The organism is Sphingomonas sp. (assembly GCF_039594485.1).
In the GTDB taxonomy this organism is placed as follows: Bacteria; Pseudomonadota; Alphaproteobacteria; order Sphingomonadales; family Sphingomonadaceae; genus Sphingomonas.
In genome coordinates this window covers 12,702-34,202 of record NZ_JBCNNI010000023.1, presented here as the reverse complement: position 1 = coordinate 34,202, position 21,501 = coordinate 12,702, and the positions used below count along the sequence as shown (strand labels likewise).

Here is a 21,501-nt window from a genome sequence, read left to right as displayed (position 1 = left end):
GGGCATCTCTCATGAGCGATACCGTCTCCTTCGGCTATGAAGATGTGCCCCGCGATGAGAAGACCGCCCGAGTCGGCGGGGTCTTCACCAACGTCGCTTCCAAATATGACCTGATGAACGATGCCATGTCGGGCGGCATGCACCGGCTGTGGAAGGATCGCTTCGTCCGCCGGGTGAAGCCCCGCGCCAGCGACCAGATTCTCGACATGGCGGGCGGTACCGGCGACATCGCCTTCCGCCTGGCCGAGTCGGGCGCGAGCATCACGGTCGCCGACATCAACCCGGCGATGCTGGACGTGGGCATGAAGCGCGCGCAGGAGCGTGGGCTCGACGGCCTGGTCTGGACCGAGGCGAATGCCGAGACCCTGACCTTCCCCGACAAGTTCTTCGACGCCTATACCATCGCCTTCGGCATCCGTAACGTCACCGACATTCCGGCCGCGCTCAAGGAAGCGCACCGCGTGCTGCGGCGTGGCGGGCGGTTCTTCTGCCTGGAATTCTCGACCACCGTCTGGCCGGGCTTCTCGGAGGTATACGACGCCTATTCGCACAGGCTGGTGCCCAAGCTGGGCCAGATGCTGGCAGGCGATGCGGACAGCTATCGCTATCTGATCGAGTCGATCCGTCGCTTCCCCGACATGCCGTCCTTCGAGCGGATGATCCGCGAGGCGGGCTTCATCGAAACCAAGGTCGAGCCGATCATGGGCGGCCTGGTCGCGATCCATTCGGGCTGGAAGATTTGATGCGGGCAGCTTCGCGCGGCATGAGCGCGCGCGCCCTGTGACGCAGCCGGTGGTGCATCTCTGGCGTCTGCTCAAATGGGGGCGGACGCTCGCGCGGCATGGCGCGTTGCGCGGGATCGAGCGCGATCCCAACACGCCCGCGCCGGTACGCCGGCTCGCACGGGTCGCCCGGTTCGGCGCGCGCGTGCCCGCCCAGCCCGCCTATGCCGATGCGTTCCAGGCGATCGGCCCGGCGGCCATCAAGCTCGGCCAGACGCTCGCGACCCGCCCCGATCTGGTCGGCGAGGACGCCGCGCGCGACCTGCTGCGCCTTCAGGACCAGTTGCCGCCCGTCCCCTTCGCGACGATCTGCGCCGCGATGGAGGCGAGCATGGGGCGTCCGCCGTCGCATTTCTTCGCCTCGATCGAGGAGACGCCGGTCGGCGCGGCCTCGATCGCGCAGGTGCACCGGGCGGTGACCACCGACGGCCGGACGGTCGCGGTCAAGGTGCTGCGTCCCGGCGTCGAGGACGATTTCACCCGCGCCATCGACACCTATCAATGGGCGGCCGCGCAGGTCGAGGGGATGAGTCCCGAGGCCGCCCGCCTGCGCCCACGCCTGACGGTCGAGAATTTCCGCCGCTGGACATTGCGCGAGCTGAATTTCCGGCGCGAGGCGGCCAGCGCCTCCGAACTTGCCGAGGCGATGACCGCCGAGCCCGATTTCATGGTGCCGCAGATCGACTGGCAGCGTTCGACCGCCAAGGTTCTGACGGTCGAGTGGATCGACGGCATCAAGCTGTCCAACCGCCAGGCGCTGGTCGATGCCGGCTATGACCTGCCGCACCTCGCCCAGACACTGGTGCGGGCTTTCCTGCGCCAGGCCATTGCCGAGGGCTTTTTCCACGCCGACATGCACCAGGGCAATCTGTTCGCCCTGCCCGGCAACAAGATCGCCGCGATCGACTTCGGCATCATGGGCCGGATCGACCGGCGCGCACGGGTCTGGCTGGCCGAGATCCTCTATGGCCTGATCACCGGCAACTATAAGCGCGTCGCGGAGATTCATTTCGAGGCGGGCTATGTTCCGCCGCACCACAATGTCGCCGAGTTCGCGACCGCGCTACGCGCGGTGGGCGAGCCGATGCGCGGACTGCCGGTCAAGGACATGTCGATCGGCATGATGCTCGACGGGCTTTTCTCGATCACCCGCGATTTCGACATGGTGACGCAGCCGCATCTGCTGCTGCTCCAGAAGACGATGGTGATGGTCGAGGGCGTGGCGACCAGCCTCGATCCCGACATCAACCTGTGGGACTCGGCCGCGCCCTTCGTGCGCGAATGGATTCGCACCGAGCTGGGCCCCGAGGCCAAGATCGCCGACCGGCTGATCGAGGATGTGCGCACCATCGCCCGCCTGCCCGATCTCGTCCGCCGGATCGAGGCGCGCTACCCCGCGCCCGGCGGAGAGCCCCCCGCCCCGCCGCTCAAGCAGATCGAGGTGGTGCGGATCGGCGGCGGCTGGCGCTATGCGCTCCTCTCGATGCTGTCGGCGGCGGCGGGCGTCGCGGCAACCCTGGCCGTGCTGCGGTAGGGATGCCGGGCAGCACGCCCCCCGCCCCGGCACGCCGCACAGCGCGGCCGTTCTGGTTTGGCCAGCCGGGGCGGCTGTCGAACCTTTCGCCCCTGGCGGCGGCGGGACTGTCGGCCCTGCTGATCCTGATCGTCGCGGTGGCGCTGTTGACGCACGCCCCGGTCGAACCAGTGCGCGAGCGACTGTCGCCGGCAACCACCGCGATCCTCGACCATGTCCGGCACGGCCAGTCCTTCTACCCGGCCGCCCTCGATGCCCTGCGGGAGAATGACCGGCCGTTGCGCCCGGTGCTGTTCGCCGTACCGTTGCCCGCATTGTCGATCACGCTGGCCGCGCTGCCCCCGCTGGTCGGATATGGCCTGATGACGATCCTGGCCGTCGCCGTGGCGGCGAGCTGGCTGCGACGGGTGATCCCGATCTTCGACCGGCAGGGTCCCCGCGCCCTGGCCGTGATCCTGCTAGTGGCGGGGCTCTATCCGTTGATCAACTCGACGATGATCGCCGTGCCCGAGGCCTGGGCCGGCATGTTCATCGCGCTGTCGCTGGCGCAGCGGCGGCCCGAGGCAATGCCGACCGCCGTCGCCCTGGGGCTGGCCGCAATGCTCATCAGCCAGACGGCGCTGCTCTATGCCCTCGTCATGCTGGCGCTGGCGTGGCAGGCGGGCGTTCGGCGGGAGGTGACCGCCTGGATGATCGCGATCGCGATCGCTCTGCTCGCCCTCGCCGCACATGCCCATGCGCTCAATCCGCTGGTCACACGGCTCGACCCGGCAATCGACGCGCCGATCGATCTTCTGAGCCCCGGAACGCTGATCGCGACCATCGCTTCGGCCAGTGTCGTGGGATATCTGCCCATGGGTGTGGTCGTGCCGCTGTCGGTGCTGGCGGCGCTGGGCTGGGCGCATTGGCGACAGGCGGCGGCGCGGCGGGCGGGTGCCACCATGGCGGCCTTTGCCCTGGCGACGCTGGTGACCGGCTCGGCCGCCTTCGTGGCGGGGCTTTCTCCGCTCTTCTTCCTTGGCGTCGTCCTGGCCCCCGACGCGGTGCGCGAGCTGATCGCCGCCGCGCGCGAGCGGCGACGCATCACCGTGACGCGAGTCGTGCGATGAGCCATATCCTGTTGATCGTCGGCGGCGGCATCGCCGCCTATAAAAGCTGCGAACTGATCCGCCTTCTGCGCAAGAAGGGGCATAGCGTCCGCTGTGTCCTGACCGAGGGGGGCAGCCATTTCGTGACCCCGATGACGCTGGCCGCGCTGTCCGAGAATCAGGTCTTCACCACTCTGTGGGACCTGAAGGACGAAGCGGAGATGGGGCATATCCAGCTCAGCCGGGAGGCCGACCTGATCGTCGTGTCGCCGGGCACCGCCGACCTTTTGGCGCGGATGGCGAACGGGCTGGCCGACGATCTGGCGACCACGCTGCTGCTCGCCACCGATACGCCGGTGCTGGTCGCGCCCGCGATGAACGTGCGGATGTGGCTCCACCCCGCGACCCAGCGCAACATCGCCCGACTGCGTGCGGACGGCGTGACGGTGATGCCCCCCGACGAGGGCGCGATGGCGTGCGGCGAGTTCGGCCCGGGCCGCCTGCCCGAGCCGCCCGCGATCCTGGCGGCGATCGAGGCGGCACTGGCGCAGGCGGAGCAGGTGCCGACGAAACAGGTATTGGCGAAACAGGTATTGGCGAAACAGGTGTTGGCGGGGCGGCATATTCTCGTCACCGCCGGGCCGACGCATGAGCCGATCGATCCCGTCCGCTACATCGCCAATCGCTCCTCGGGACGACAGGGTTTCGCGGTGGCGGGGGCGCTCGCCAGGCTCGGCGCGCGGGTGACGTTGATCGCGGGTCCGGTGACGCTTCCCACCCCGGCTGGCGTGGACCGGATCGATGTCGAGAGCGCGCGGCAAATGGCCGAGGCGGTCGATGGCGCGCTGCCCGCCGATGCCGCCGTCATGGTCGCGGCGGTCGCCGACTGGCGGGTCGAGGCGGCGGGGCAGAAGGTCAAGAAGGACGGCGGCGCGCCACCGGCCCTGACGCTTGTCGAAAACCCGGACATATTGGCAACGCTCGCCGCCTCGCCGAACCGCCCCGCCCTGGTCGTCGGTTTCGCGGCGGAGACGGAACAGGTCATCGAACACGCTGTAGCCAAGCGAGTCCGCAAGCGCGCCGACTGGATCGTCGCCAACGACGTATCCTCGGACACATTCGGGGGCGAGGCGAACAGCATCCACCTGATCACCGCCGATGGCGTCGAAAGCTGGCCGCGGATGAGCAAGGAAGACGTGGCCGGGGGGCTCGCGCAACGCATTGCCGATGCGCTACAAGCGCGGCCATGACACTCGCACCGATTTCGATTGCCCTCAAACGCTTGCCCCATGGTGAAGGGCTTCCGCTTCCCGTTTATGCCACGCCGGGCGCGGCCGGGATGGACGTGGTCGCGGCCGAGACGCTGACGCTGGAACCGGGCCGTCGCGCCGCGGTGGCGACCGGCTTCGCGATCGCCATCCCGCCCGGTTACGAGGTTCAGGTTCGCCCGCGATCCGGCCTGGCGCTCAAGAACGGCATCACCTGCCTCAACACGCCGGGCACCATCGATGAGGATTATCGCGGCGAGGTGAAGGTGATCCTCGCCAATCTGGGCGATCAGCCTTTCGAGGTGGTGCGCGGCGAGCGCATCGCCCAGCTGGTCCCCGCCCCCGTCCAGCGCGCGACCCTGACCGAGGTGACCGAACTGGATTCAACCGAGCGGGGTACGGGTGGCTTCGGATCGACCGGCCGATGATCCCCGCCCTGGCCTTGGCCCTGATGCAGGCGCCGGTCGCCGCGCCACCGCCGCCCGTCGCCGCTCAGACACCGCCCCCGGCGGCCCCTGCCCCTGCCCCTGCCCCTGCCCCCGCCGAACCGCCACACGACTGGACCGGCCTGCCCGTCATCACCCTGGGTTCGGCCGGCCCCGACATGATCCGCTTCGTGCGCGAGGAGGTGCACGCGGGACGCTGCACCCGTGCCAGCCGCGACGGCAGCGGGCAGATGGTGCTGGCGGTGCCGCTGGCGCTGCGCATCTCCCCCGATGGCCTTGTCCAGACGGTCGTGCCGCTGGCGATCGACTGCCCGACGGTCGAGCAATATAGCGCGGGCGCGGCCGAGCGCATGATGCGTCACCTGCCGCACCGTGCCATGCTGGCCGGGGATCGCTGGTATCGGACCGCCATCACCTATACATGGCCGGGATGATCCTGTCCGATGACGAACTTGCCCGCTATGCCCGCCATATCGTGCTGCGCGAGTTCGGCGGCGGTGGCCAGCTTCGGCTGAAGGCGGCGCGGGTCGCGGTGATCGGCGCGGGCGGCATCGGATCGCCCGCCATCCAGTATCTCGCCGCCGCCGGGGTCGGCGCGCTCACCCTGATCGACGACGACCATGTCGAGCCGTCCAATCTGCAACGCCAGACGATCTTCCGAACGGACGATCAGGGCGCGCCCAAGGTGGAGGCCGCGGCGGCCTTCGTCGCCCGCCTGAACCCGCATGTCGCGCTGACCATTCACCGGACCCGGGTGACGACCGACACCATCGGCCCCCTGCTGGAGGGCGCCGATGTCGTGCTCGACGGGTGCGACAATTTCGCGACGCGGCTGGCGGTGGCGGATGCCGCCCTTGCGCGCCGCATTCCTCTCGTCTCGGCGGCGGTAGGGCAGTTTGAGGGGCAGTTGGCCGTCTATCGCGGTTGGGAGGCGGACAAGCCCTGCTATCGCTGCTTCGTGGGCGATGCGGTCGATCAGGCGGGCATGACCTGCGCCGATGATGGTGTCCTTGGCCCCGTCACGGGGATCATGGGCAGCCTGGCCGCGCTGGAAACGCTGCGCGCGATCGCCCCTTTCGGCCGGGACAGCGCCGGATCGTTGCTGATCGCCGACCTGCTGTCCCTGCGCTTCCGCACGCTGGCCCTACCCAAGGACCCCGGCTGCCGCTGTGCCCGAGCATGAGTCCCGTGTCGTGACCACGCCCCCCGCTCCCCCATCCGGCTGGCTCGACTGGACCGGCGACAAGTCCTGGATCGGGCAGATCACCGGCCTGCCCGACAGCACGCTGCACGCCCATGCGGGCATGGCCATCCTGGTGCTGGCGGCGTTCATCATGCGCCGCGCGCCCTGGGACTGGCGCTGCTGGCTGACCGTGCTGGTGATCGAGACGATCAACGAGGCCTATGACCTGCTCCAGCCCTTCTACCCCACCGACGAAGGCAATCTGGCCGCAAGCTGGTCGGACATGTGGGCGACGATGCTGTGGCCGACCGTGATCCTGCTGACCTTCCGCTGGCTGGCATGGCGTGGGGACAGACGGGGCCGGTAACGCGGCGGCGCCTTTGCGCGGAGGCATTCCCACCGAGCAGCAAAAAAGGGCGGCGACCTTACGACCCCGCCCCCTTGCATAGCCTTACGCCGTCGGTCAGCCGAGCAGCGTCTTCGCGAATTCCCGCACGACCGGACCGATATCGTCGCGCGCCAGCCCGAGAGCGAGGTTGGCGGTCAGCCAGCCCGCCTTGTCGCCGCAATCGTAACGCTGCCCGTCGAAGGTGAAGCCGTGGAAGGGCTGGCGACCGATCAACTTGGCCATGGCGTCGGTCAACTGGATTTCGCCACCCGCGCCCGGCTCCTGCGCGTCGAGGATCTGCATGACCTCGGGCTGGAGGATATAGCGGCCGGGAATCATCAGGTTCGACGGGGCCTTGCCCTTGGGCTTTTCGACAAGGGCGGTCACCTCGGTCAGGCGGCCGTCCTGCTTGCCGGGCGAGATGATGCCATATTTGTCGGTCTCGCTGTCGGGCACTTCCAGCGCGCCGATGACGTTGCCGCCGACTTGGTCATAGGCCTCGACCATCTGCTTCATGAAACCGCCGACCATCAGTTCGTCGGGCAGCAGCACCGCAAAGGGTTCGTCACCGACGATCTCGCGCGCGCACCACACGGCATGGCCCAGGCCCAGCGGCTCTTGCTGGCGGACATAGACCGGGCTGCCCGGCTTCTGGCGGATGCCCTCGACCACAGCCAGGCTCTTGCCCCGCGCCTTCATCGTCGCTTCGAGTTCGTAGGAGATGTCGAAATGGTCCTCCAGCGCGCCCTTGCCGCGACCGGTGACGAAGATGATCTGCTCGATCCCGGCTTCCAGCGCCTCTTCGACCGCATATTGGATCAGCGGCTTGTCGACCACGGTCAGCATTTCCTTGGGCATCGACTTCGTCGCAGGCAGAAACCGCGTGCCCAGACCGGCCACCGGAAAAACAGCCTTGCGCACCTTCTTGATCGTCATGAAACCTCCCAGAGACGAAACGTCCTTAACGCGTCCCCGCAGCGCAACATAGTGCGATGCGCGGCGTGATGCGGTTAGGATGTCTTTAAAAGCGACAGGCTACACCACGTCCAATGACGCGATCCACCATCCTGATCATCTTCGGCACAAGACCGGAGGCGATAAAATTGTTCCCGGTGATCCGGGCCTTGGCCGAATCCGGCGGCGCGCCGGTACGGACCTGCGTCACCGCGCAGCATCGCGGGATGCTCGACCAGGTGCTGGGCATCGCCGGCCTGACGCCCGATCATGATCTCGACCTGATGGAGCCGGGCCAGTCGCTCGACCGGCTGACCGCGCGGCTGCTGACCGGGCTGGGCGAGGTGATGGACGCGGAACGCCCGGCGATGGTGGTGGTCCAGGGCGATACCGCCACCGCGATGGCGGGCGCGCTGGCCGCCTATTACCGCAAGATTCCGGTGGCGCATGTCGAGGCGGGGCTGCGCTCGGGCGATATCTATCATCCCTGGCCCGAAGAGGTGAACCGGCGGATGATCGCACCGATCGCCGCCCTGCACTTCGCGCCGACCCGCACGGCGGCGGATGCGCTGCTGGCCGAGGGGATCGCAGCCGAGCGGGTGCACGTCACCGGCAACAGCGTGATCGACGCGCTCCACTGGACAAGGGGGCGGATCGCCCGGGATCCGGCGCTCGCCGCCGGGCTCGATCCGGTTCTGGCGGACCTGGCGGGCAAGCGGATCGTCCTCGTCACCACACACCGCCGGGAGAATTTCGGCGATGGCATGGCCGCGATCGCCCGGGCATTGCGGCGAATCGCGGATCGCGAGGATGTCGGCATCCTGTTTCCGGTCCACCCCAACCCCAATGTCCTGCGGGTGATGGACGAGGTGCTGGGCGACACCTCCGGCATCCTGCGGATCGATCCGCTCGACTATCCCCATTTCGTCCGGGCGCTGGATGCGGCGCATATCGTGCTGACCGATTCGGGCGGCGTGCAGGAGGAGGCGCCGGCCCTGGGCAAGCCCGTGCTCGTCATGCGCGAGACGACCGAGCGCCCCGAGGGCGTCGCGGCGGGAACCGCCCGGCTGGTCGGCACCGACGAAGACCGGATCGCCGCCGAAGTCTTTGCTTTGCTTGACGATCCCGCACGCTATGCGGCGATGGCACGCGCGCACAACCCCTTTGGCGACGGCGACACCGCCGATCGGATCAGCAGGATCATGAACGATGCCCTTGGACACTGAACTGGCGGTCACGGTGATGGGCCTGGGCTATATCGGCCTGCCCACCGCCGCGGTGATCGCGCGCACCGGCGCGAAGGTCACCGGCGTCGATGTCACGCCCTCGGTGGTCGAGACGATCAATTCGGGCCGGGTGCATATCGAGGAGGTCGATCTCGACGGCCTCGTCTCCGGCGTGGTCGCGCGCGGGGCCCTGGTCGCCTCGCTGGAGGTCGCGCCCGCCGAGGTCTTCGTCATCGCCGTGCCCACGCCCTTTACCGAGGCGCGCCAGCCCGACATCACCTATGTCCTCGACGCCGCACGGGCGATCGCGCCGGTCCTGAAGCCGGGCGATACCGTGATCCTCGAATCCACCTCGCCGGTCGGCACCACCGAGCAGGTGCGCGACCTGTTCGCCCAGGCGCGCCCCGACCTGAAGATGCCCGGGGCGACCCGACCGGGCGAGCAGGCCGATATCGCCATCGCCTATTGCCCCGAACGGGTGCTGCCGGGCCGCATCCTGGTGGAACTGATCGACAATGACCGGGTGATCGGCGGCATCACGCCCCGCTGCGCGCGCAAGGCGCTGGCCTTTTACCGGCGCTTCGTGCGCGGCGCCTGCGTCACCACCACCGCGCGCGCGGCGGAGATGACGAAGCTGACCGAGAATGCGTTCCGCGACGTCAACATCGCCTTCGCCAACGAACTCAGCCTCGTCGCCGATACGCTGGGCGTCGATGTGTGGGAGGTGATCCGGCTCGCCAACCGGCATCCGCGCGTCAACATCCTGTCGCCCGGCCCCGGTGTCGGCGGGCATTGCATCGCGGTCGATCCCTGGTTCCTGGTCGCCGCCGATCCCGACAACACCCCGTTGATCCGCACCGCGCGCGAGGTGAATGACGGCAAGACCAACCACATCATCGCCCGCGCCACCGCGATGGTCGAAGCCCAGGCGCCGGACCAGCCGGTTGCCTGCCTTGGTCTGGCATTCAAGGCGAATATCGACGACTTCCGCGAAAGCCCCGCGCTCAAGATCGCGCAGGCGCTGGCGGAGCGGTTCGGCCCGCGCATCCGCATCGTCGAGCCCTATGCCGCTGCCCTGCCCGCAGCACTCGCCGCAACGGGCGCCTCGCTGATCGACATCGACGTCGCGCTGGAAACTTGTGAGGCGATGGTCGTTCTGGTCGATCACGATATCTTCCGCTCGGTTCCGCTGGAAGAGCGTCGGGGTAAGACGGTGCTGGATACGCGGGGTCTCTGGCCCGATCAGGCCTGATCCCCTCGAGCGCATTTGCACGGCGGCGAGCAGAGGCTTATGGACGAGCGCCTGTTGCGGACGACACACCAATCATGCTTGCCAAGTTATTGAATCTGCGCCGACGCGCGCCCGAGTTCGTGCCAGCCATGGAACCGGGTGTCCGACTTTACGCGATTGGTGACATCCATGGACGGCTGGATCTGCTCGACAAGATCCTGCAACGGATCGAAGCAGATGACACCGCACGGGAACCGGCCGAGCGTCACCTCGTCTTTCTGGGCGATCTCGTTGATCGGGGCCCCGATTCGGCCGGCGTGATCGAACGCGTCCGATTGCTCTGCGCCGACGATCCCCGCGTGCATTGCCTGATGGGAAATCACGAAGAGATCCTGCTGCGCGCGATCGATGGCGACGACAAGGCGCTACGCCTGTTCTGCCGGATCGGCGGGCGCGAGACGATGCTGAGCTATGGCGTCTCCGCCGAGGAGTATGAACGGCTGGACTATGACGAGGTCGTGGAGCGCCTTGTGACGCGGGTGCCCGAAGCGCATCGGACGTTCCTGTCGACACTCAAGGAAATCCTGGTGATGGGCGATTATGTCTTCGTTCATGCGGGCATACGCCCCGGCATTCCGCTGGCCGATCAGAAACTTGCTGAAACCCGCTGGATCCGCGATCCTTTTCTGGACCACCGGGCGCCGCTCGAAAAGATGGTCGTGCACGGCCATACCGTCGCGGAAGAGGCAGAGATATTGCCACATCGCATCGGGATCGACACCGGCGCCTATCACAGCGACCGCCTGACCGCGCTGATGCTGGAGGGCCACGCGCGCGAGATATTTTCTACCTGATGTGTCTTTACCGAGGCGAAACGTTTGTCGGGCATTCCGTTCGACGGCGAAGCACAGTATAGCCGCGAAGTGGCGAAGCAATGTTGCATCGCCGCATCAGTATGGGAGCATAACTGCCTCATACTCGTTGGTGGGTTGCCATGCCACGTTCGTCGTGTCATGCCTCACTAGCATATTAAGGGAGTTCGACATGCGTCTTGGGAAGTATCTCGTCGCCGCTGCCGCCGTTTCGATGACCGTCGCCCCGGCGATGGCTGCGAATCCGGCTGCTAGCCTTTCGGTTTCGAAGTCGGTTCGCGCTTCGGCTCCGGCCGCCAAGAAGAACGGCCTGGCCGGCGGTGGCATCCTCGTTGCGGTTCTGGCGGCTGCTGCCGTCGTTGCCGGCATCGTGGTCGTCGCTGACTCGGACGATTCGGCCGACAGCAACTAAGTTGCCTCAGCCTTACGGCTGAAAGGAATAGCGGCCTGCGGGCCGCTATTTTTTTGCCCTGCGTTCATGAGGACCATGGCGAGGACGGCAATACTCACTGGATGACCAGCAGATCAGCATCGGTCACCGCGCCCCCGTTGCCGGACACTTGGATTCGTCCTTTAAATCCAATGCAAGACGCTTGAGCGCCGCTTGATAGCCACTCCCGTATAGAACGAAGCCACGCCGAGCGTCGGGCTGACGATCCAGGACAAAGGCGGGCAAGAATCGCACCGTGGCTGGCCGCAGGCGGGGCGACAGAGCGCAGCCCGCCCATCCCCTTCCACGCGCCATGAGCATCCCAGGCGGTTCACGAACGCGCCGGAGATACCCCTGCCCGCCATGCCGTTCATTCGCCGATGGCGGCCACCATCTCGATTTCCACCAGCATGTCTGGATCGACGAATGGCTGCACATGGACGAGGGTCAGCGCCGGTCCATGCCCTGCAAAGGCCTCGCCATGCGCGCGGCCGACCTCCTCCCAACGGGATATGTCGGTGATGTAGATGCGGGTCTGCACCACGCGGTCGGGAGCAGAGCCGGCATCGGCAAGGACGCCAGCCAGCTTGTCGAGGATCGTCCGCGTCTGAAGGTACATGTCGCCCTTGCCGACGACCGCCCCCGTCGAATCCGTGGCGGCCGTAGCGGAAATGAAAACCAGCCCGCCCGATACCACCGCACGCGAATAACCGATTCTGGCTTCCCATGGAGAGCCTGTCGAAATGCGCCGCATTGTTCCCCCGAGTCACTATAGTAGCACGTTAGCATATAGCCATGACTGGGCCATGGTATAGGGTCTCCGCGCTTGAGACCGCGCTTCCCGACGATATCGTGACCGCGCTCGCTCAACTTGGTTTCGGACCATAGGAGCGCGACGCACCTTCCAGAGCGCACGTGACGCAGCGACCTGGGCCCTCGCCAATCTGCTCACGGTGCCGGTAAAAACGTTAAAACCGCCGCAAATGAAAATTGCCGGGGCCCAGGGGGCTCCGGCGATCGTCATCTCATCAGCGTCAGCCCGGCGTTCCGGGCACGGTCATCAGCGCGGTGAAGGGGCACCGCCCGGAGCAGCACCGCCCGGCAGGCCGCCCATCATCGACTGCTGCGCCTGCATCTGCCGCAGGACCGATTCGGGGATGAAGTCCAGCAGTTCGACATCGAACACCAGCGTCGAGTTGGCCGGAATCTTGTCGCTGGCATGATCACCATAGGCGATCTTGGCGGGCAGCCAGAAGCGATACTTCGCGCCCTTGGGCATCAGCTTGAGCGCCTCGGCAAAGCCGGGCAGCACGGTCGACAGCGGCATCGGCGTCGGCTGCTGCGACTTTTCAAAGACGGTGCCGTCGATCAGGCGACCGGTATAGTTGATCAGCGCCACGTCGCTGGCGGTCGGATGCGCACCGCCCTGACCAGGCTCGATCACCTTATACTGGAGGCCGGAAGCCGTCGTCGTCACCCCGACGCCGCGCGCCTCGCGGACCAGCGCCGCATCGCCCTGGCGTGCGAGCACGGCCGCAACCACGATCGCGGCCACCACCGCCACCCATATCCAGACCAGATAGGAACGCCGGACGGGACGAAGGGGAACAGCGGTTACGGACATGCCTGTTTCTCGCTCAGTACGGGGGCGTTCGGGGGTATAGCGCTCAACGCGCGGGCCGATCCGTCATGGACACGGCCGCCGGAGGATCGCCCATCCGACCCGATTCGTCAGACGATCGGGCGGAAACGGGCGATCCCAAGACGCTTACCGTGCGCCGTCGCGCTCGGCGCGCTTGCGTTCCAGCTTGCGGGCGCGACGAACCGCCGCCGCACGCTCACGAGCGCGCTTTTCCGACGGCTTCTCGTAGTGGCGACGGAGCTTCATCTCGCGATACACGCCTTCACGCTGCAGCTTCTTCTTGAGCGCGCGGAGGGCCTGATCCACATTGTTGTCGCGAACGATGATCTGCATAAAAACGAATTGCTCCGGCAAACAGGATAAAGCGGCCGCAGAACAACTGTGGCCGCATCGTCGGGCGCTCCTAGCAGGGCCATCCGGTTAACACAACCCGTCGCATCGCAATTCGCGCCGCGCGTTTTCGCGCCCGTCCGGGCCACGATCGTCGCCGATGAAACATATTGTCATGTCGCAGCCAGCTTGCGGAGAGATGCGGCGGTTTAATGGGAACTCCTCCGGTCGCCCCCCGTCGGCCGGAGCACCGAAATACAGCGGTTCGCGCATCGATGCCCGATGCGCCGCCGAGACGGTGCGATGCCTCCCCTGTCATCGCACCGGCCCCGGTCCGAGCTCCCACCGGACCGGGGCCCCCTTTCGGGGGGCATCCGACATGGCTAAGGCAGGCGGCATGACCGCGTCCCATTCCTCGCCGACCATCCCGCTGATCCTGTATAACAGCCTGACCCGCACGACCGAGCCGTTCCGGCCGATCGATCCGGCCAATGTCCGCGTCTATTCCTGCGGGCCGACGGTCTATCACTACGCGCATATCGGCAATCTGCGCGCCTATGTCTTCACCGACACGCTCTCGCGGGCGCTGCGGTGGAAGGGATGGCCGCTGACCCATATCATCAACATCACCGATGTCGGCCACCTCACGTCCGACGCCGATGCGGGCGACGACAAGATGGAAGCCGCCGCCAAAAAGAGCGGCCAGGACATCTGGGCGATCGCCGCGCACTATACGACGGTTTTCAAGCAGAATCTGAAGGATCTGGGCATCGCGGAGCCGACCCGCTTTCCGCTGGCGACCGATCACGTGCCACAGATGATCGCCTTTGCGCAGGCGATCGAGGCCAAGCATTGCTATCGCCTGCCCGACGGCCTGTATTTCGACGTGACGACCGTGCCCGATTATGGTCGCCTCGCCCGCCATCACGACGATGAGGGCGAAAGCCGGATCGATCCGGTCGCAGGCAAGCGCCACCCGGCCGACTTCGCCATCTGGCGCACCTCGGCACCTGGCGAGAATCGCCAGATGGAATGGGACAGCCCATGGGGGCGCGGTGCGCCCGGCTGGCACCTGGAATGCTCGGTGATGAGCAAGCAGTATCTCGGCGCGCAGTTCGACATCCATACCGGCGGCATCGACCACCGCGAGATTCATCACCCCAACGAGATCGCACAGAACCAGGCCCATGGCTGCTCGGCGGAAACCGGCGCCAATATCTGGATGCACAACAATTTCCTGGTCGATCGGACCGGCAAGATGTCCAAGTCGTCGGGCGAGTTCCTGACGCTACAGGCGCTGATCGATCGCGGCTTCCATCCGCTCGCCTACCGGCTGATGTGCCTTCAGGCGCATTATCGGTCGGAAATGGAGTTTGGCTGGGACGGCCTCGCTGCGGCGCAGGTGCGGCTGAAGCGGCTGGTCCAGACGGTCGAGGGGCTGCGCGCCCGCACCGATGCCCCCAGCAAGGGCGATGCCGCGCCCTATCGCGAGCGGCTGGACGCGGCACTGTCGGACGATCTGGCGACGCCCCGCGCCTTGCCCGTGCTCGACGAGATGCTGGGCGACAAGAAGCTGTCGTCGGGCATCCGTCTGGCCGCGCTCGCCGATTTCGACGCGACGCTGGGGCTGCAACTGGCGACGCTGACCCGCGCCGACCTGCGCACCCGCCCCAAGGCCGCCACGCTCGACGCTGGTGCGATCGAGGCGCAACTGGCGGAGCGCCGCGCCGCGCGCGCGGACAAGGACTTCGCCCGCTCGGATGCGATTCGCGACACGCTGCTTGCCGCCGGGGTCGAGGTGATGGACGGCGATCCGCTGGGCTGGGACTGGAAGCCGGTGCTGCCGGAGGGGTAAACACCCCTCCCCCGCTCCTTTCCGTCCCGGGATCAGCGTCTGCCGCGCGGCGACCGCATGCGCAGACCGATGAACAGGATCGTCGGCCAGAACATGGTGTTGGCGACATCGCCCAGCGTGTCCGCCCAACGCCACGAGCCATAATGCATCCGGTCGAGGATTTCGTTCGCCGCCTCGGCCAGGGCGACGCAGGCCAGCGGAATGGGGGTCGCCAGCGACTTGCGCGTCAGGATGCGCGCAAGGAACAGCACCGCCATGCCGGCATGCACGTGCAGCAGGCTGTCGGCCATGCCGGTTCCATCACCAACCCATTGAATGAAATCGGCATAGCGTGCGGGAATATCCATGGCGGCCGCTTGCCTTGGGCCGGCCGCAGATACAAGGGGGCCGCCCGTTGCGCCCGTCCCGAAAACGACAGCCCGACGCCTTGCCGCGGACCTATTGCAGCGCGGCCCCCGCCTGGTCGATCAACGCCGGGCGATAGGGGAACGGCGCGTCCGCCGGAATGGCCGCGATCTCGGCCGCCACCGCATCGGCGCGCGCGGAAGAGGAAGGATGCGTCCGGCTGCGGAACAGCCCCCCATCCACCTCGCCGCCATGCTCGCGCCAGAAACGCACCGCATCCTGCGGATCATAGCCCGCATTGCGCATCAGGACCGCCCCCAGCAGATCCGCCTCGGTCTCGGTCCGGCGGAACAGCCGACCATTGCGCCCGAACTCGGAGAGCAACCCCCGCTTCACCCCCGCCGTGTCCAGCCTTTCGCGGTGATGCAGGATGTTGTGCGAGAATTCATGCGCGACCACGACCGCGATCATCCGGTCGTCGAACCGCTCGAAAAAGCGCGAGCCGACCTGAACGATATCGCCATCGGCCGAGGCGGTCAGGTCCGGGCCGATCATCATCTCGAACCGCGACCGGCATCCGGGCTGCGCGGGAACCGTCACCTCATGCCGCTGGCCATGACGCAGGATGGTCAGGCGCAGTGGCTGGTCGGCGGGTTCCTCGGCGATTCGGCGCTGCACGGCGTCGCGGGTGGCGGTGTTCGCCTGCGCAGCGAGCGACACGACCAGAGGTTGCCCGTCGATCGCCGTGATACTGTCATTGGCGGCAATTCCCGCCTTCGCCGCGGCGCTGCCCGGCACGATGGCTTCCACCGCCACCGGCCCCTCGAACCCGAACGTCGCGGGCAGTTCCGAGCGCAAAGCCGGGTCATATTGGTCGATCGCATGGATGACGATGCCCGGCGTCGGCGCCCGGTCGCGGCAGAGCGAGACATTCGCGGTCGCCAGCCGCCAGGCGATCGTCGCCAGCCGTTGGTCGGCCTCGCGCATGGCACCGAACAACGCCGTGTCATCGGCCCCCGCCGTGACGGGAGCGGGCTCCGTCGCCGCAAGCGGGGCGGGTACCGCGAGCATGAGGGCGGACAGGGCGAGCAGCGCCGGGGGCAGGACGAAGAAACGCGACATCCCGGCCTTGCTAGCCGCTGGAGTCGATCTCCGCAAAGCCCCCAGCCCTAACCGCCTGTCGCAACCCGCAGCGGCTCGGCGCAAAACCGTATCATGCGCAACAATAGGTACGACTTGGCAGGGTAAAACGCCAACTTCATTGCGTCTCCCCCGGATTCGGCGCATGGCGAGCGAATCGATAAAGAAGACGAAAGAGCAGGACGATCATGGCCGCGAAATGGGCCCCCGACAGCTGGACAAGCGCCGAAGCCCGCCAGCTTCCCAACTATCCCGACCCCCATGCACTGGACGCCGCGACCAAGACGCTGGCGACCTATCCCCCGCTGGTCTTTGCAGGCGAGGCGCGCAACCTGACCGCGGAGCTGGCGGAGGTGGCGGCGGGACGCGGTTTCCTGCTTCAGGGCGGCGACTGCGCCGAGAGCTTTGCCGAGCATAGCGCCAACAATATCCGCGACACCTTCCGCGTCATCCTCCAGATGGCGGTCGTCCTCACCTTCGCCTCGAAACTGCCGGTGGTGAAGCTGGGCCGCATGGCGGGGCAGTTCGCCAAGCCCCGCTCGGCCGATACCGAGGTGATCGGTGGCGTCGAGCTGCCCAGCTATCGTGGCGACAATGTCAACGACATCGCCTTCACCGCCGAAGCGCGCGTGCCCGATCCCCAGCGGATGCTGCGCTCCTACGCGCAGTCGGCGGCGACGCTGAACCTGCTGCGCGCCTTTGCGCAGGGCGGCTATGCCAATCTTCACCAGGTGCATCGCTGGACCCACGACTTCATGGGCCGCAGCCCCTGGGCGCAGAAATATGCCGAGACCGCCGATCGCATCGGCGAGGCACTGGACTTCATGGCGGCGTGCGGCATCGACCCCGCCTCGGTGCCGCAGCTGGCGCAGACCAGCTTCTACACCAGCCATGAGGCGCTGCTGCTTCCCTATGAGCAGGCGCTGACCCGCCAGGATTCGCTGACCGGCGACTGGTACGACACATCGGCGCATTTCCTGTGGATCGGCGACCGGACGCGGTTCGAAGGGTCGGCGCATGTCGAGTTCCTGCGCGGCATCGGCAACCCGATCGGCGTGAAGTGCGGGCCGAGCCTGGAGCCGGATGCGCTGCTGCGGATGCTCGACACGCTTAATCCGGGCCGGGTGCCGGGACGGATGACGCTGATCACCCGCTATGGCCATGACAAGATCGAGGCGCATCTGCCCAAGCTGGTCCGTGCGGTGACGCGCGAGGGCCATCCGGTCGTCTGGTCGTGCGACCCGATGCACGGCAACACGATCAAGGCGGCGACCGGTTACAAGACGCGCCCCTTCGACCGTATCCTGGCCGAGGTTCGCGGCTTCTTCGCCGTCCACCGCGCCGAGGGCACCCATGCGGGCGGCATCCATGCCGAAATGACCGGCCAGAACGTGACAGAATGCACCGGCGGCGCGATCGACGTGACCGAACAATCGCTGGCCGATCGTTACCACACGCATTGCGACCCTCGCCTGAATGCGGGCCAGAGCCTGGAACTGGCGTTTTTGCTGGCGGAAATGCTCAACGAGGAAATGGCCGAACGCCGCAAGGCCGCGGCCTGACCGGCACCGATCGGGGCGGGGCGACGCCATGTCGCCCCGCCCTTTTCATATTTATGCCGTTTTCCATCATCCGAGCGCTTGACGCCCTCCTCCACCCCCGCTAACAGCGCCCCTCCATCGCACACGGCCCCTTCGTCTAGCGGTCTAGGACGTCGCCCTCTCACGGCGAAAACACGGGTTCGATTCCCGTAGGGGTCACCATCTGCGCTCAAGAGCGCAGAATTGCGCGATTAAGCCATTCTTTGCCGCTCGCTGGTACAGCGCATAGGTACAGCGAGCACTGAAATGGCCCTCATGGCGACACCCTGGAAACATCCTTCGACCGGCGTTTATTACCTGCGCCGACAGATCCCCGAGAAGCTGCGCCCCGCATTCGACGGCAAGGCGTTGTGGAAGGTATCGCTGGGCACCAAGAATGGCAGCGAGGCCACGGTGCTCTTCCTCCAGGCCAACGCCGCACTTGAACAGCGGTTCGAAGAGACGCGAGCCCGGCTGAAGGCAACGGGCAGCCCCTGCCCGTCCGCACGCGATCATGCCGACGAACTGGTCGCGGCGTACTTTCAAGGCCCCGAGTTGAAGGCCGGCGGTCTCGATGGCATCGAACGTCTGCTGCTTGCCCGGCTGGAGCTGGATCGTGGGTTGTGGAACGCAACGCCGACCGGATGCAGCTCCCCCAGCCCTCTGAGCGATCAGCAATGGTGGGCGCTGGCGAACAACGCCGCGCTTTTCCGCGATCATCCCGGACGCAAACCGGTTCAAGGCCACCCGCCTGGCACGATCTGGCGCTGGGGCAACGAAAACTTCCGCCCCGAAGCCAGAGCCGAACAGATCGGTCGGGTCGTCGACCAGATTGCCCGCCACAATGATGTGAGTGTCGCCGAGCTGCCCAGAGGCATCGATGCGGCGATCAATGCCTATCTCGACGCGGTCCCTGTTGAAGCCCCGAAGGCCCGCAAGCGTCGACCGACGTCGGGTCGTCTGCGGCCCGACCTTCGCCTGATGGATTTGTTCGCCGACTGGCAGGCCGTGATGCAGCCGTCACTGCAGAGCGCGCATGAATATGAAGGCGCAACCCGCGATTTCATCGACTTTCTGGGGGACATCACCGTCGAGGAAATCGTCAACAACGATTTGCTCGATTACCGTGATGAGGCAGCCCATCTGCCCGCCTCCATGCCACGCGCAGATCGCGAACTGACCTTCACCGAGCGCCTTGGCCGCCATCGGCATTCCAATGCGCCTCGAATCAGTCCGGCGACGCTCAAGAAGCGCGTCGGCGCGATCCAGGCATTGCTGAGCTTCGCCAAGGGCCAGAAGTGGATCAGCCGCAACGAGGGGCGCGACGTGCCCATCCTTGGCTATTCCAAGACTGGCACCGCTCCTCGCCAGACCTTCCAGGAACAGGAACTGCAACGGCTGTTCGCCAGCCCGCTGTTCACCGCCCCCGCGACATGGAAACATGATCGGCTGGTCAGCGACATGACGCTGTACTGGCTGTTCCTCCTCGGCCTCACGACCGGCGCGCGGCTGGAAGAAGTCGGCCAGGCCATGGTCGCCGATGTGAAGACCGACGGTGCCATCACCTACATCGACATCGACGATTATGCCGCCGGCCCCAGCGATGACGCCAAGTCGATCAAGACGGCCACCTCACGCCGACTCGTACCGGTCCATGCCAAACTGATCGAGCTGGGCTTTCGCGACTATGTCGACGCGGTGAAGAAAGCCGGACACACCCGGTTATTCCCCGATCTGATTCCCAACGGTTTCGGCAAGCGGACGAAGGAGGCCTCACGCATCGCCAACCGCCTCATCGACCGTTACGTTTCGACCGATGCCCGGTTGGTCTTTCACAGCTTCCGGCACGGCTTCAAGGATCTTGCTCTGGAAGCCAACGTATTGGAGCGGATCGTCGACCAGATTTGTGGCCATGCCGCGACCACGGTCGGCGGCAAATACGGTCAGGGTGTTCGACTGACGATCCTGAACCGCGAACTTCATAAAGTCGATTGGTCGTTCCTCGACTGGGCAGCGCTGGTTCAAGCGAGCGCCCAAATAGACTGGGTCAAGCGGTTCGAATGAAATGCTGCCACCTGAACAACCTCAAATGGCGGTAAGCGGCGTAACCAGACGCTCCCGCTGAGGGCGGCGACCGGCAGCAAAGTTCCAAGGGCGACCGCCGGTGTCGGCTAATACACTGGAATGGCGCCTTCAGGCGCGATGGTGATAGCCACATCCACATACCCTATACGGACGAGGCGAGATATTCGGACACGAAGGTAACAATTTTACTGGCAAGTGTCCGAATTGGCTGGCTCGTCCGTATAGGGTGATAGACCTCGACGCGGGTCCGTCAGGCGGCCTTTGCCCAGAGCGTGCACTGCGCGTCGTCATACTGGACGCCCGGCCGCATGACCTGCCGAGTCAGCCACGTACTGGCGCGTTCGATGCCCTCACTCAGATCGTCTGCGGGTTTGCCGTCGATATGCACGATCTCCCGCGGAGCGAGCCGGAAATGCCCGCGGACATGAGCCTGCGGCAGGATCAGCCCCCGGTTGACCGAATAATATTCGCAGCGGTTGCAGCCGGACTGCTCACCTTCGCCGCACCCGCCTATGCCGCCGATCCGGCAACCATGGACGTGGCCGGCATTCGGCTCGACGACACGCCGCAGCAGGTGAAGGCGGCCCTGCAACAGGCCGGATACAGGGTGACCGAAACGCGCAAAACTGCGTCCTTCGCGCAGCGCGTCGCGGTGGAAGTGGCGAACCGCAAGGGTGCGGCGGCACCCAGTCCAACCTATGCCGGGATCGCCGAAATCATTGCCATGGGACCACACCAGGAGCGCGCCGACATCCAGTTCGCCCAAATCGCCGGCGGCGACAGCGTATCGCGCGTTGAGGTCACCATCCCAGGTACCGCGATGGGCGAAGCGGCGATGAAGGCACAGCTGATCACCCGATACGGCAAGCCTGATGCGGTCAAGGACCAGGGGCTCACCTGGCATTGGTGCGCACCGCAGGCGGTGAAGATCTGCGGCATGACCTATACTGGCGGCGAGCTCGATACGGCGTGGCCGACGCTACGGGGGAGCATCGGTATGGGCACCAATTCCATCATCCTGGAAGCGGGCACCGATGCCGATCGCCGCCTCAAGCAGGCGCTCGATGCCGCCGTGCTGGCGCGGGCGCCCAAGACCGACCGGGCCGCGTTCTGACGATCAAA

General features: G+C 66.4%; 22 protein-coding genes and 1 tRNA gene. 17 read left to right on the top strand and 6 right to left on the bottom strand.

Going from position 1 to position 21,501, the window contains the following annotated elements:
- The first annotated feature begins 11 nt into the window (after positions 1-11).
- From ABDV78_RS12515 to ABDV78_RS12480, 8 genes are read left to right on the top strand one after another with little or no spacing between them, the layout of a single operon-like run.
- Positions 12-743 (top strand): class I SAM-dependent methyltransferase, encoded by a 732-nt coding sequence (locus tag ABDV78_RS12515; protein ID WP_343527710.1) that lies wholly within the window; start codon positions 12-14, stop codon positions 741-743.
- Positions 744-780: 37 nt separating this feature from the next.
- The gene (gene ubiB, locus ABDV78_RS12510) at positions 781-2,316 is read left to right on the top strand and encodes a 2-polyprenylphenol 6-hydroxylase (protein ID WP_343527709.1); all 1,536 of its coding nucleotides are present in this window, start codon (positions 781-783) and stop codon (positions 2,314-2,316) included.
- 2 nt (positions 2,317-2,318) lie between these two features.
- Positions 2,319-3,425 carry a hypothetical protein gene (locus tag ABDV78_RS12505; protein WP_343527708.1) on the top strand — a complete coding sequence of 369 codons (1,107 nt, stop codon included), beginning with the start codon at positions 2,319-2,321 and terminating at the stop codon, positions 3,423-3,425.
- Complete coding sequence (gene coaBC, locus ABDV78_RS12500; protein WP_343527707.1) at positions 3,422-4,654, top strand: bifunctional phosphopantothenoylcysteine decarboxylase/phosphopantothenate--cysteine ligase CoaBC; 1,233 nt, start codon at positions 3,422-3,424, stop codon at positions 4,652-4,654. Before ABDV78_RS12505 ends, coaBC begins: the two co-directional genes overlap by 4 nt.
- Positions 4,651-5,100 (top strand): dUTP diphosphatase, encoded by a 450-nt coding sequence (gene dut, locus ABDV78_RS12495; protein WP_343527705.1) that lies wholly within the window; start codon positions 4,651-4,653, stop codon positions 5,098-5,100. The genes coaBC and dut overlap by 4 nt, the downstream gene beginning before the upstream one ends.
- Positions 5,097-5,552: a hypothetical protein gene (locus tag ABDV78_RS12490; protein ID WP_343527704.1), complete on the top strand. Its 456-nt coding sequence runs from the start codon at positions 5,097-5,099 to the stop codon at positions 5,550-5,552. The genes dut and ABDV78_RS12490 overlap by 4 nt, the downstream gene beginning before the upstream one ends.
- Positions 5,549-6,301, top strand: a complete 753-nt coding sequence (gene moeB, locus ABDV78_RS12485; RefSeq protein ID WP_343527735.1) for a molybdopterin-synthase adenylyltransferase MoeB — start codon at positions 5,549-5,551, stop codon at positions 6,299-6,301. Before ABDV78_RS12490 ends, moeB begins: the two co-directional genes overlap by 4 nt.
- Positions 6,302-6,311: 10 nt before the next feature.
- Complete coding sequence (locus tag ABDV78_RS12480; protein WP_343527703.1) at positions 6,312-6,668, top strand: hypothetical protein; 357 nt, start codon at positions 6,312-6,314, stop codon at positions 6,666-6,668.
- A gap of 96 nt (positions 6,669-6,764) precedes the next feature.
- Here ABDV78_RS12480 and galU read toward each other — a convergent pair whose 3' ends face one another.
- Complete coding sequence (gene galU / locus ABDV78_RS12475; RefSeq protein ID WP_343527701.1) at positions 6,765-7,625, bottom strand: UTP--glucose-1-phosphate uridylyltransferase GalU; 861 nt, start codon at positions 7,623-7,625, stop codon at positions 6,765-6,767.
- A gap of 113 nt (positions 7,626-7,738) precedes the next feature.
- On the opposite strand from galU, the gene wecB reads away from it, so the two are divergent.
- The 4 genes from wecB to ABDV78_RS12455 all read left to right on the top strand — a co-directional run bounded on the left by wecB (position 7,739) and on the right by ABDV78_RS12455 (position 11,384).
- A complete protein-coding gene (gene wecB, locus ABDV78_RS12470; RefSeq protein ID WP_343527700.1) occupies positions 7,739-8,869 on the top strand; it encodes a UDP-N-acetylglucosamine 2-epimerase (non-hydrolyzing) in 1,131 nt (376 codons plus the stop codon).
- Positions 8,853-10,121, top strand: a complete 1,269-nt coding sequence (wecC, locus tag ABDV78_RS12465; RefSeq protein WP_343527699.1) for a UDP-N-acetyl-D-mannosamine dehydrogenase — start codon at positions 8,853-8,855, stop codon at positions 10,119-10,121. Before wecB ends, wecC begins: the two co-directional genes overlap by 17 nt.
- 74 nt (positions 10,122-10,195) lie before the next feature.
- Positions 10,196-10,954, top strand: a complete 759-nt coding sequence (locus ABDV78_RS12460) for a metallophosphoesterase family protein (RefSeq protein WP_343527698.1) — start codon at positions 10,196-10,198, stop codon at positions 10,952-10,954.
- A 190-nt stretch (positions 10,955-11,144) separates the two neighbouring features.
- Positions 11,145-11,384, top strand: coding sequence for a hypothetical protein (locus ABDV78_RS12455; RefSeq protein ID WP_007404509.1), 240 nt, complete (start codon positions 11,145-11,147; stop codon positions 11,382-11,384).
- Between the two features lie 388 nt (positions 11,385-11,772).
- On the opposite strand, the gene ABDV78_RS12450 is transcribed toward ABDV78_RS12455, so the two are convergent.
- The 3 genes from ABDV78_RS12450 to rpsU all read right to left on the bottom strand — a co-directional run bounded on the left by ABDV78_RS12450 (position 11,773) and on the right by rpsU (position 13,377).
- Positions 11,773-12,156: a RidA family protein gene (locus ABDV78_RS12450; protein WP_343527697.1), complete on the bottom strand. Its 384-nt coding sequence runs from the start codon at positions 12,154-12,156 to the stop codon at positions 11,773-11,775.
- A 306-nt stretch (positions 12,157-12,462) separates the two neighbouring features.
- Positions 12,463-13,026 carry an FKBP-type peptidyl-prolyl cis-trans isomerase gene (locus ABDV78_RS12445; protein ID WP_343527696.1) on the bottom strand — a complete coding sequence of 188 codons (564 nt, stop codon included), beginning with the start codon at positions 13,024-13,026 and terminating at the stop codon, positions 12,463-12,465.
- Between the two features lie 144 nt (positions 13,027-13,170).
- A complete protein-coding gene (rpsU, locus tag ABDV78_RS12440) occupies positions 13,171-13,377 on the bottom strand; it encodes a 30S ribosomal protein S21 (protein ID WP_007404630.1) in 207 nt (68 codons plus the stop codon).
- A 394-nt stretch (positions 13,378-13,771) separates the two neighbouring features.
- Between rpsU and cysS the strand changes: the two genes are divergently transcribed.
- Positions 13,772-15,229 (top strand): cysteine--tRNA ligase, encoded by a 1,458-nt coding sequence (gene cysS / locus ABDV78_RS12435; protein ID WP_343527695.1) that lies wholly within the window; start codon positions 13,772-13,774, stop codon positions 15,227-15,229.
- Positions 15,230-15,261: 32 nt separating this feature from the next.
- Here the strand turns inward: cysS and ABDV78_RS12430 are convergent, their stop codons facing one another.
- On the bottom strand, positions 15,262-15,576 hold the full coding sequence (locus ABDV78_RS12430) for a hypothetical protein (RefSeq protein WP_343527694.1): 315 nt from the start codon (positions 15,574-15,576) through the stop codon (positions 15,262-15,264).
- A gap of 91 nt (positions 15,577-15,667) precedes the next feature.
- On the bottom strand, positions 15,668-16,696 hold the full coding sequence (locus ABDV78_RS12425; RefSeq protein WP_343527693.1) for a M48 family metallopeptidase: 1,029 nt from the start codon (positions 16,694-16,696) through the stop codon (positions 15,668-15,670).
- A 206-nt stretch (positions 16,697-16,902) separates the two neighbouring features.
- Between ABDV78_RS12425 and ABDV78_RS12420 the strand changes: the two genes are divergently transcribed.
- The 4 genes from ABDV78_RS12420 to ABDV78_RS12405 all read left to right on the top strand — a co-directional run bounded on the left by ABDV78_RS12420 (position 16,903) and on the right by ABDV78_RS12405 (position 21,493).
- Entirely contained in the window at positions 16,903-18,276 is a 1,374-nt protein-coding gene (locus ABDV78_RS12420) for a 3-deoxy-7-phosphoheptulonate synthase class II (protein WP_343527692.1), read from the top strand.
- Between the two features lie 125 nt (positions 18,277-18,401).
- Positions 18,402-18,477: transfer RNA gene (locus ABDV78_RS12415), tRNA-Glu, on the top strand.
- 84 nt (positions 18,478-18,561) lie between these two features.
- Positions 18,562-20,358, top strand: a complete 1,797-nt coding sequence (locus tag ABDV78_RS12410) for a site-specific integrase (protein ID WP_343527691.1) — start codon at positions 18,562-18,564, stop codon at positions 20,356-20,358.
- Positions 20,359-20,761: 403 nt separating this feature from the next.
- Positions 20,762-21,493, top strand: coding sequence for a hypothetical protein (locus ABDV78_RS12405; RefSeq protein ID WP_343527690.1), 732 nt, complete (start codon positions 20,762-20,764; stop codon positions 21,491-21,493).
- The last annotated feature ends 8 nt before the right edge of the window (positions 21,494-21,501 follow it).

Coding starts and splice junctions, on each gene's coding strand:
- ABDV78_RS12515 (WP_343527710.1), top strand. CDS start 12: ATGAGCGATACCGTCTCCTTCGGCTATGAAGATGTGCCCCGCGATGAG.
- ABDV78_RS12505 (WP_343527708.1), top strand. CDS start 2,319: ATGCCGGGCAGCACGCCCCCCGCCCCGGCACGCCGCACAGCGCGGCCG.
- coaBC (WP_343527707.1), top strand. CDS start 3,422: ATGAGCCATATCCTGTTGATCGTCGGCGGCGGCATCGCCGCCTATAAA.
- dut (WP_343527705.1), top strand. CDS start 4,651: ATGACACTCGCACCGATTTCGATTGCCCTCAAACGCTTGCCCCATGGT.
- ABDV78_RS12490 (WP_343527704.1), top strand. CDS start 5,097: ATGATCCCCGCCCTGGCCTTGGCCCTGATGCAGGCGCCGGTCGCCGCG.
- moeB (WP_343527735.1), top strand. CDS start 5,549: ATGATCCTGTCCGATGACGAACTTGCCCGCTATGCCCGCCATATCGTG.
- galU (WP_343527701.1), bottom strand. CDS start 7,625: ATGACGATCAAGAAGGTGCGCAAGGCTGTTTTTCCGGTGGCCGGTCTG.
- wecB (WP_343527700.1), top strand. CDS start 7,739: ATGACGCGATCCACCATCCTGATCATCTTCGGCACAAGACCGGAGGCG.
- wecC (WP_343527699.1), top strand. CDS start 8,853: ATGCCCTTGGACACTGAACTGGCGGTCACGGTGATGGGCCTGGGCTAT.
- ABDV78_RS12460 (WP_343527698.1), top strand. CDS start 10,196: ATGCTTGCCAAGTTATTGAATCTGCGCCGACGCGCGCCCGAGTTCGTG.
- ABDV78_RS12455 (WP_007404509.1), top strand. CDS start 11,145: ATGCGTCTTGGGAAGTATCTCGTCGCCGCTGCCGCCGTTTCGATGACC.
- ABDV78_RS12450 (WP_343527697.1), bottom strand. CDS start 12,156: ATGCGGCGCATTTCGACAGGCTCTCCATGGGAAGCCAGAATCGGTTAT.
- ABDV78_RS12445 (WP_343527696.1), bottom strand. CDS start 13,026: ATGTCCGTAACCGCTGTTCCCCTTCGTCCCGTCCGGCGTTCCTATCTG.
- rpsU (WP_007404630.1), bottom strand. CDS start 13,377: ATGCAGATCATCGTTCGCGACAACAATGTGGATCAGGCCCTCCGCGCG.
- cysS (WP_343527695.1), top strand. CDS start 13,772: ATGACCGCGTCCCATTCCTCGCCGACCATCCCGCTGATCCTGTATAAC.
- ABDV78_RS12430 (WP_343527694.1), bottom strand. CDS start 15,576: ATGGATATTCCCGCACGCTATGCCGATTTCATTCAATGGGTTGGTGAT.
- ABDV78_RS12425 (WP_343527693.1), bottom strand. CDS start 16,696: ATGTCGCGTTTCTTCGTCCTGCCCCCGGCGCTGCTCGCCCTGTCCGCC.
- ABDV78_RS12420 (WP_343527692.1), top strand. CDS start 16,903: ATGGCCGCGAAATGGGCCCCCGACAGCTGGACAAGCGCCGAAGCCCGC.
- ABDV78_RS12410 (WP_343527691.1), top strand. CDS start 18,562: ATGGCCCTCATGGCGACACCCTGGAAACATCCTTCGACCGGCGTTTAT.
- ABDV78_RS12405 (WP_343527690.1), top strand. CDS start 20,762: ATGCACGATCTCCCGCGGAGCGAGCCGGAAATGCCCGCGGACATGAGC.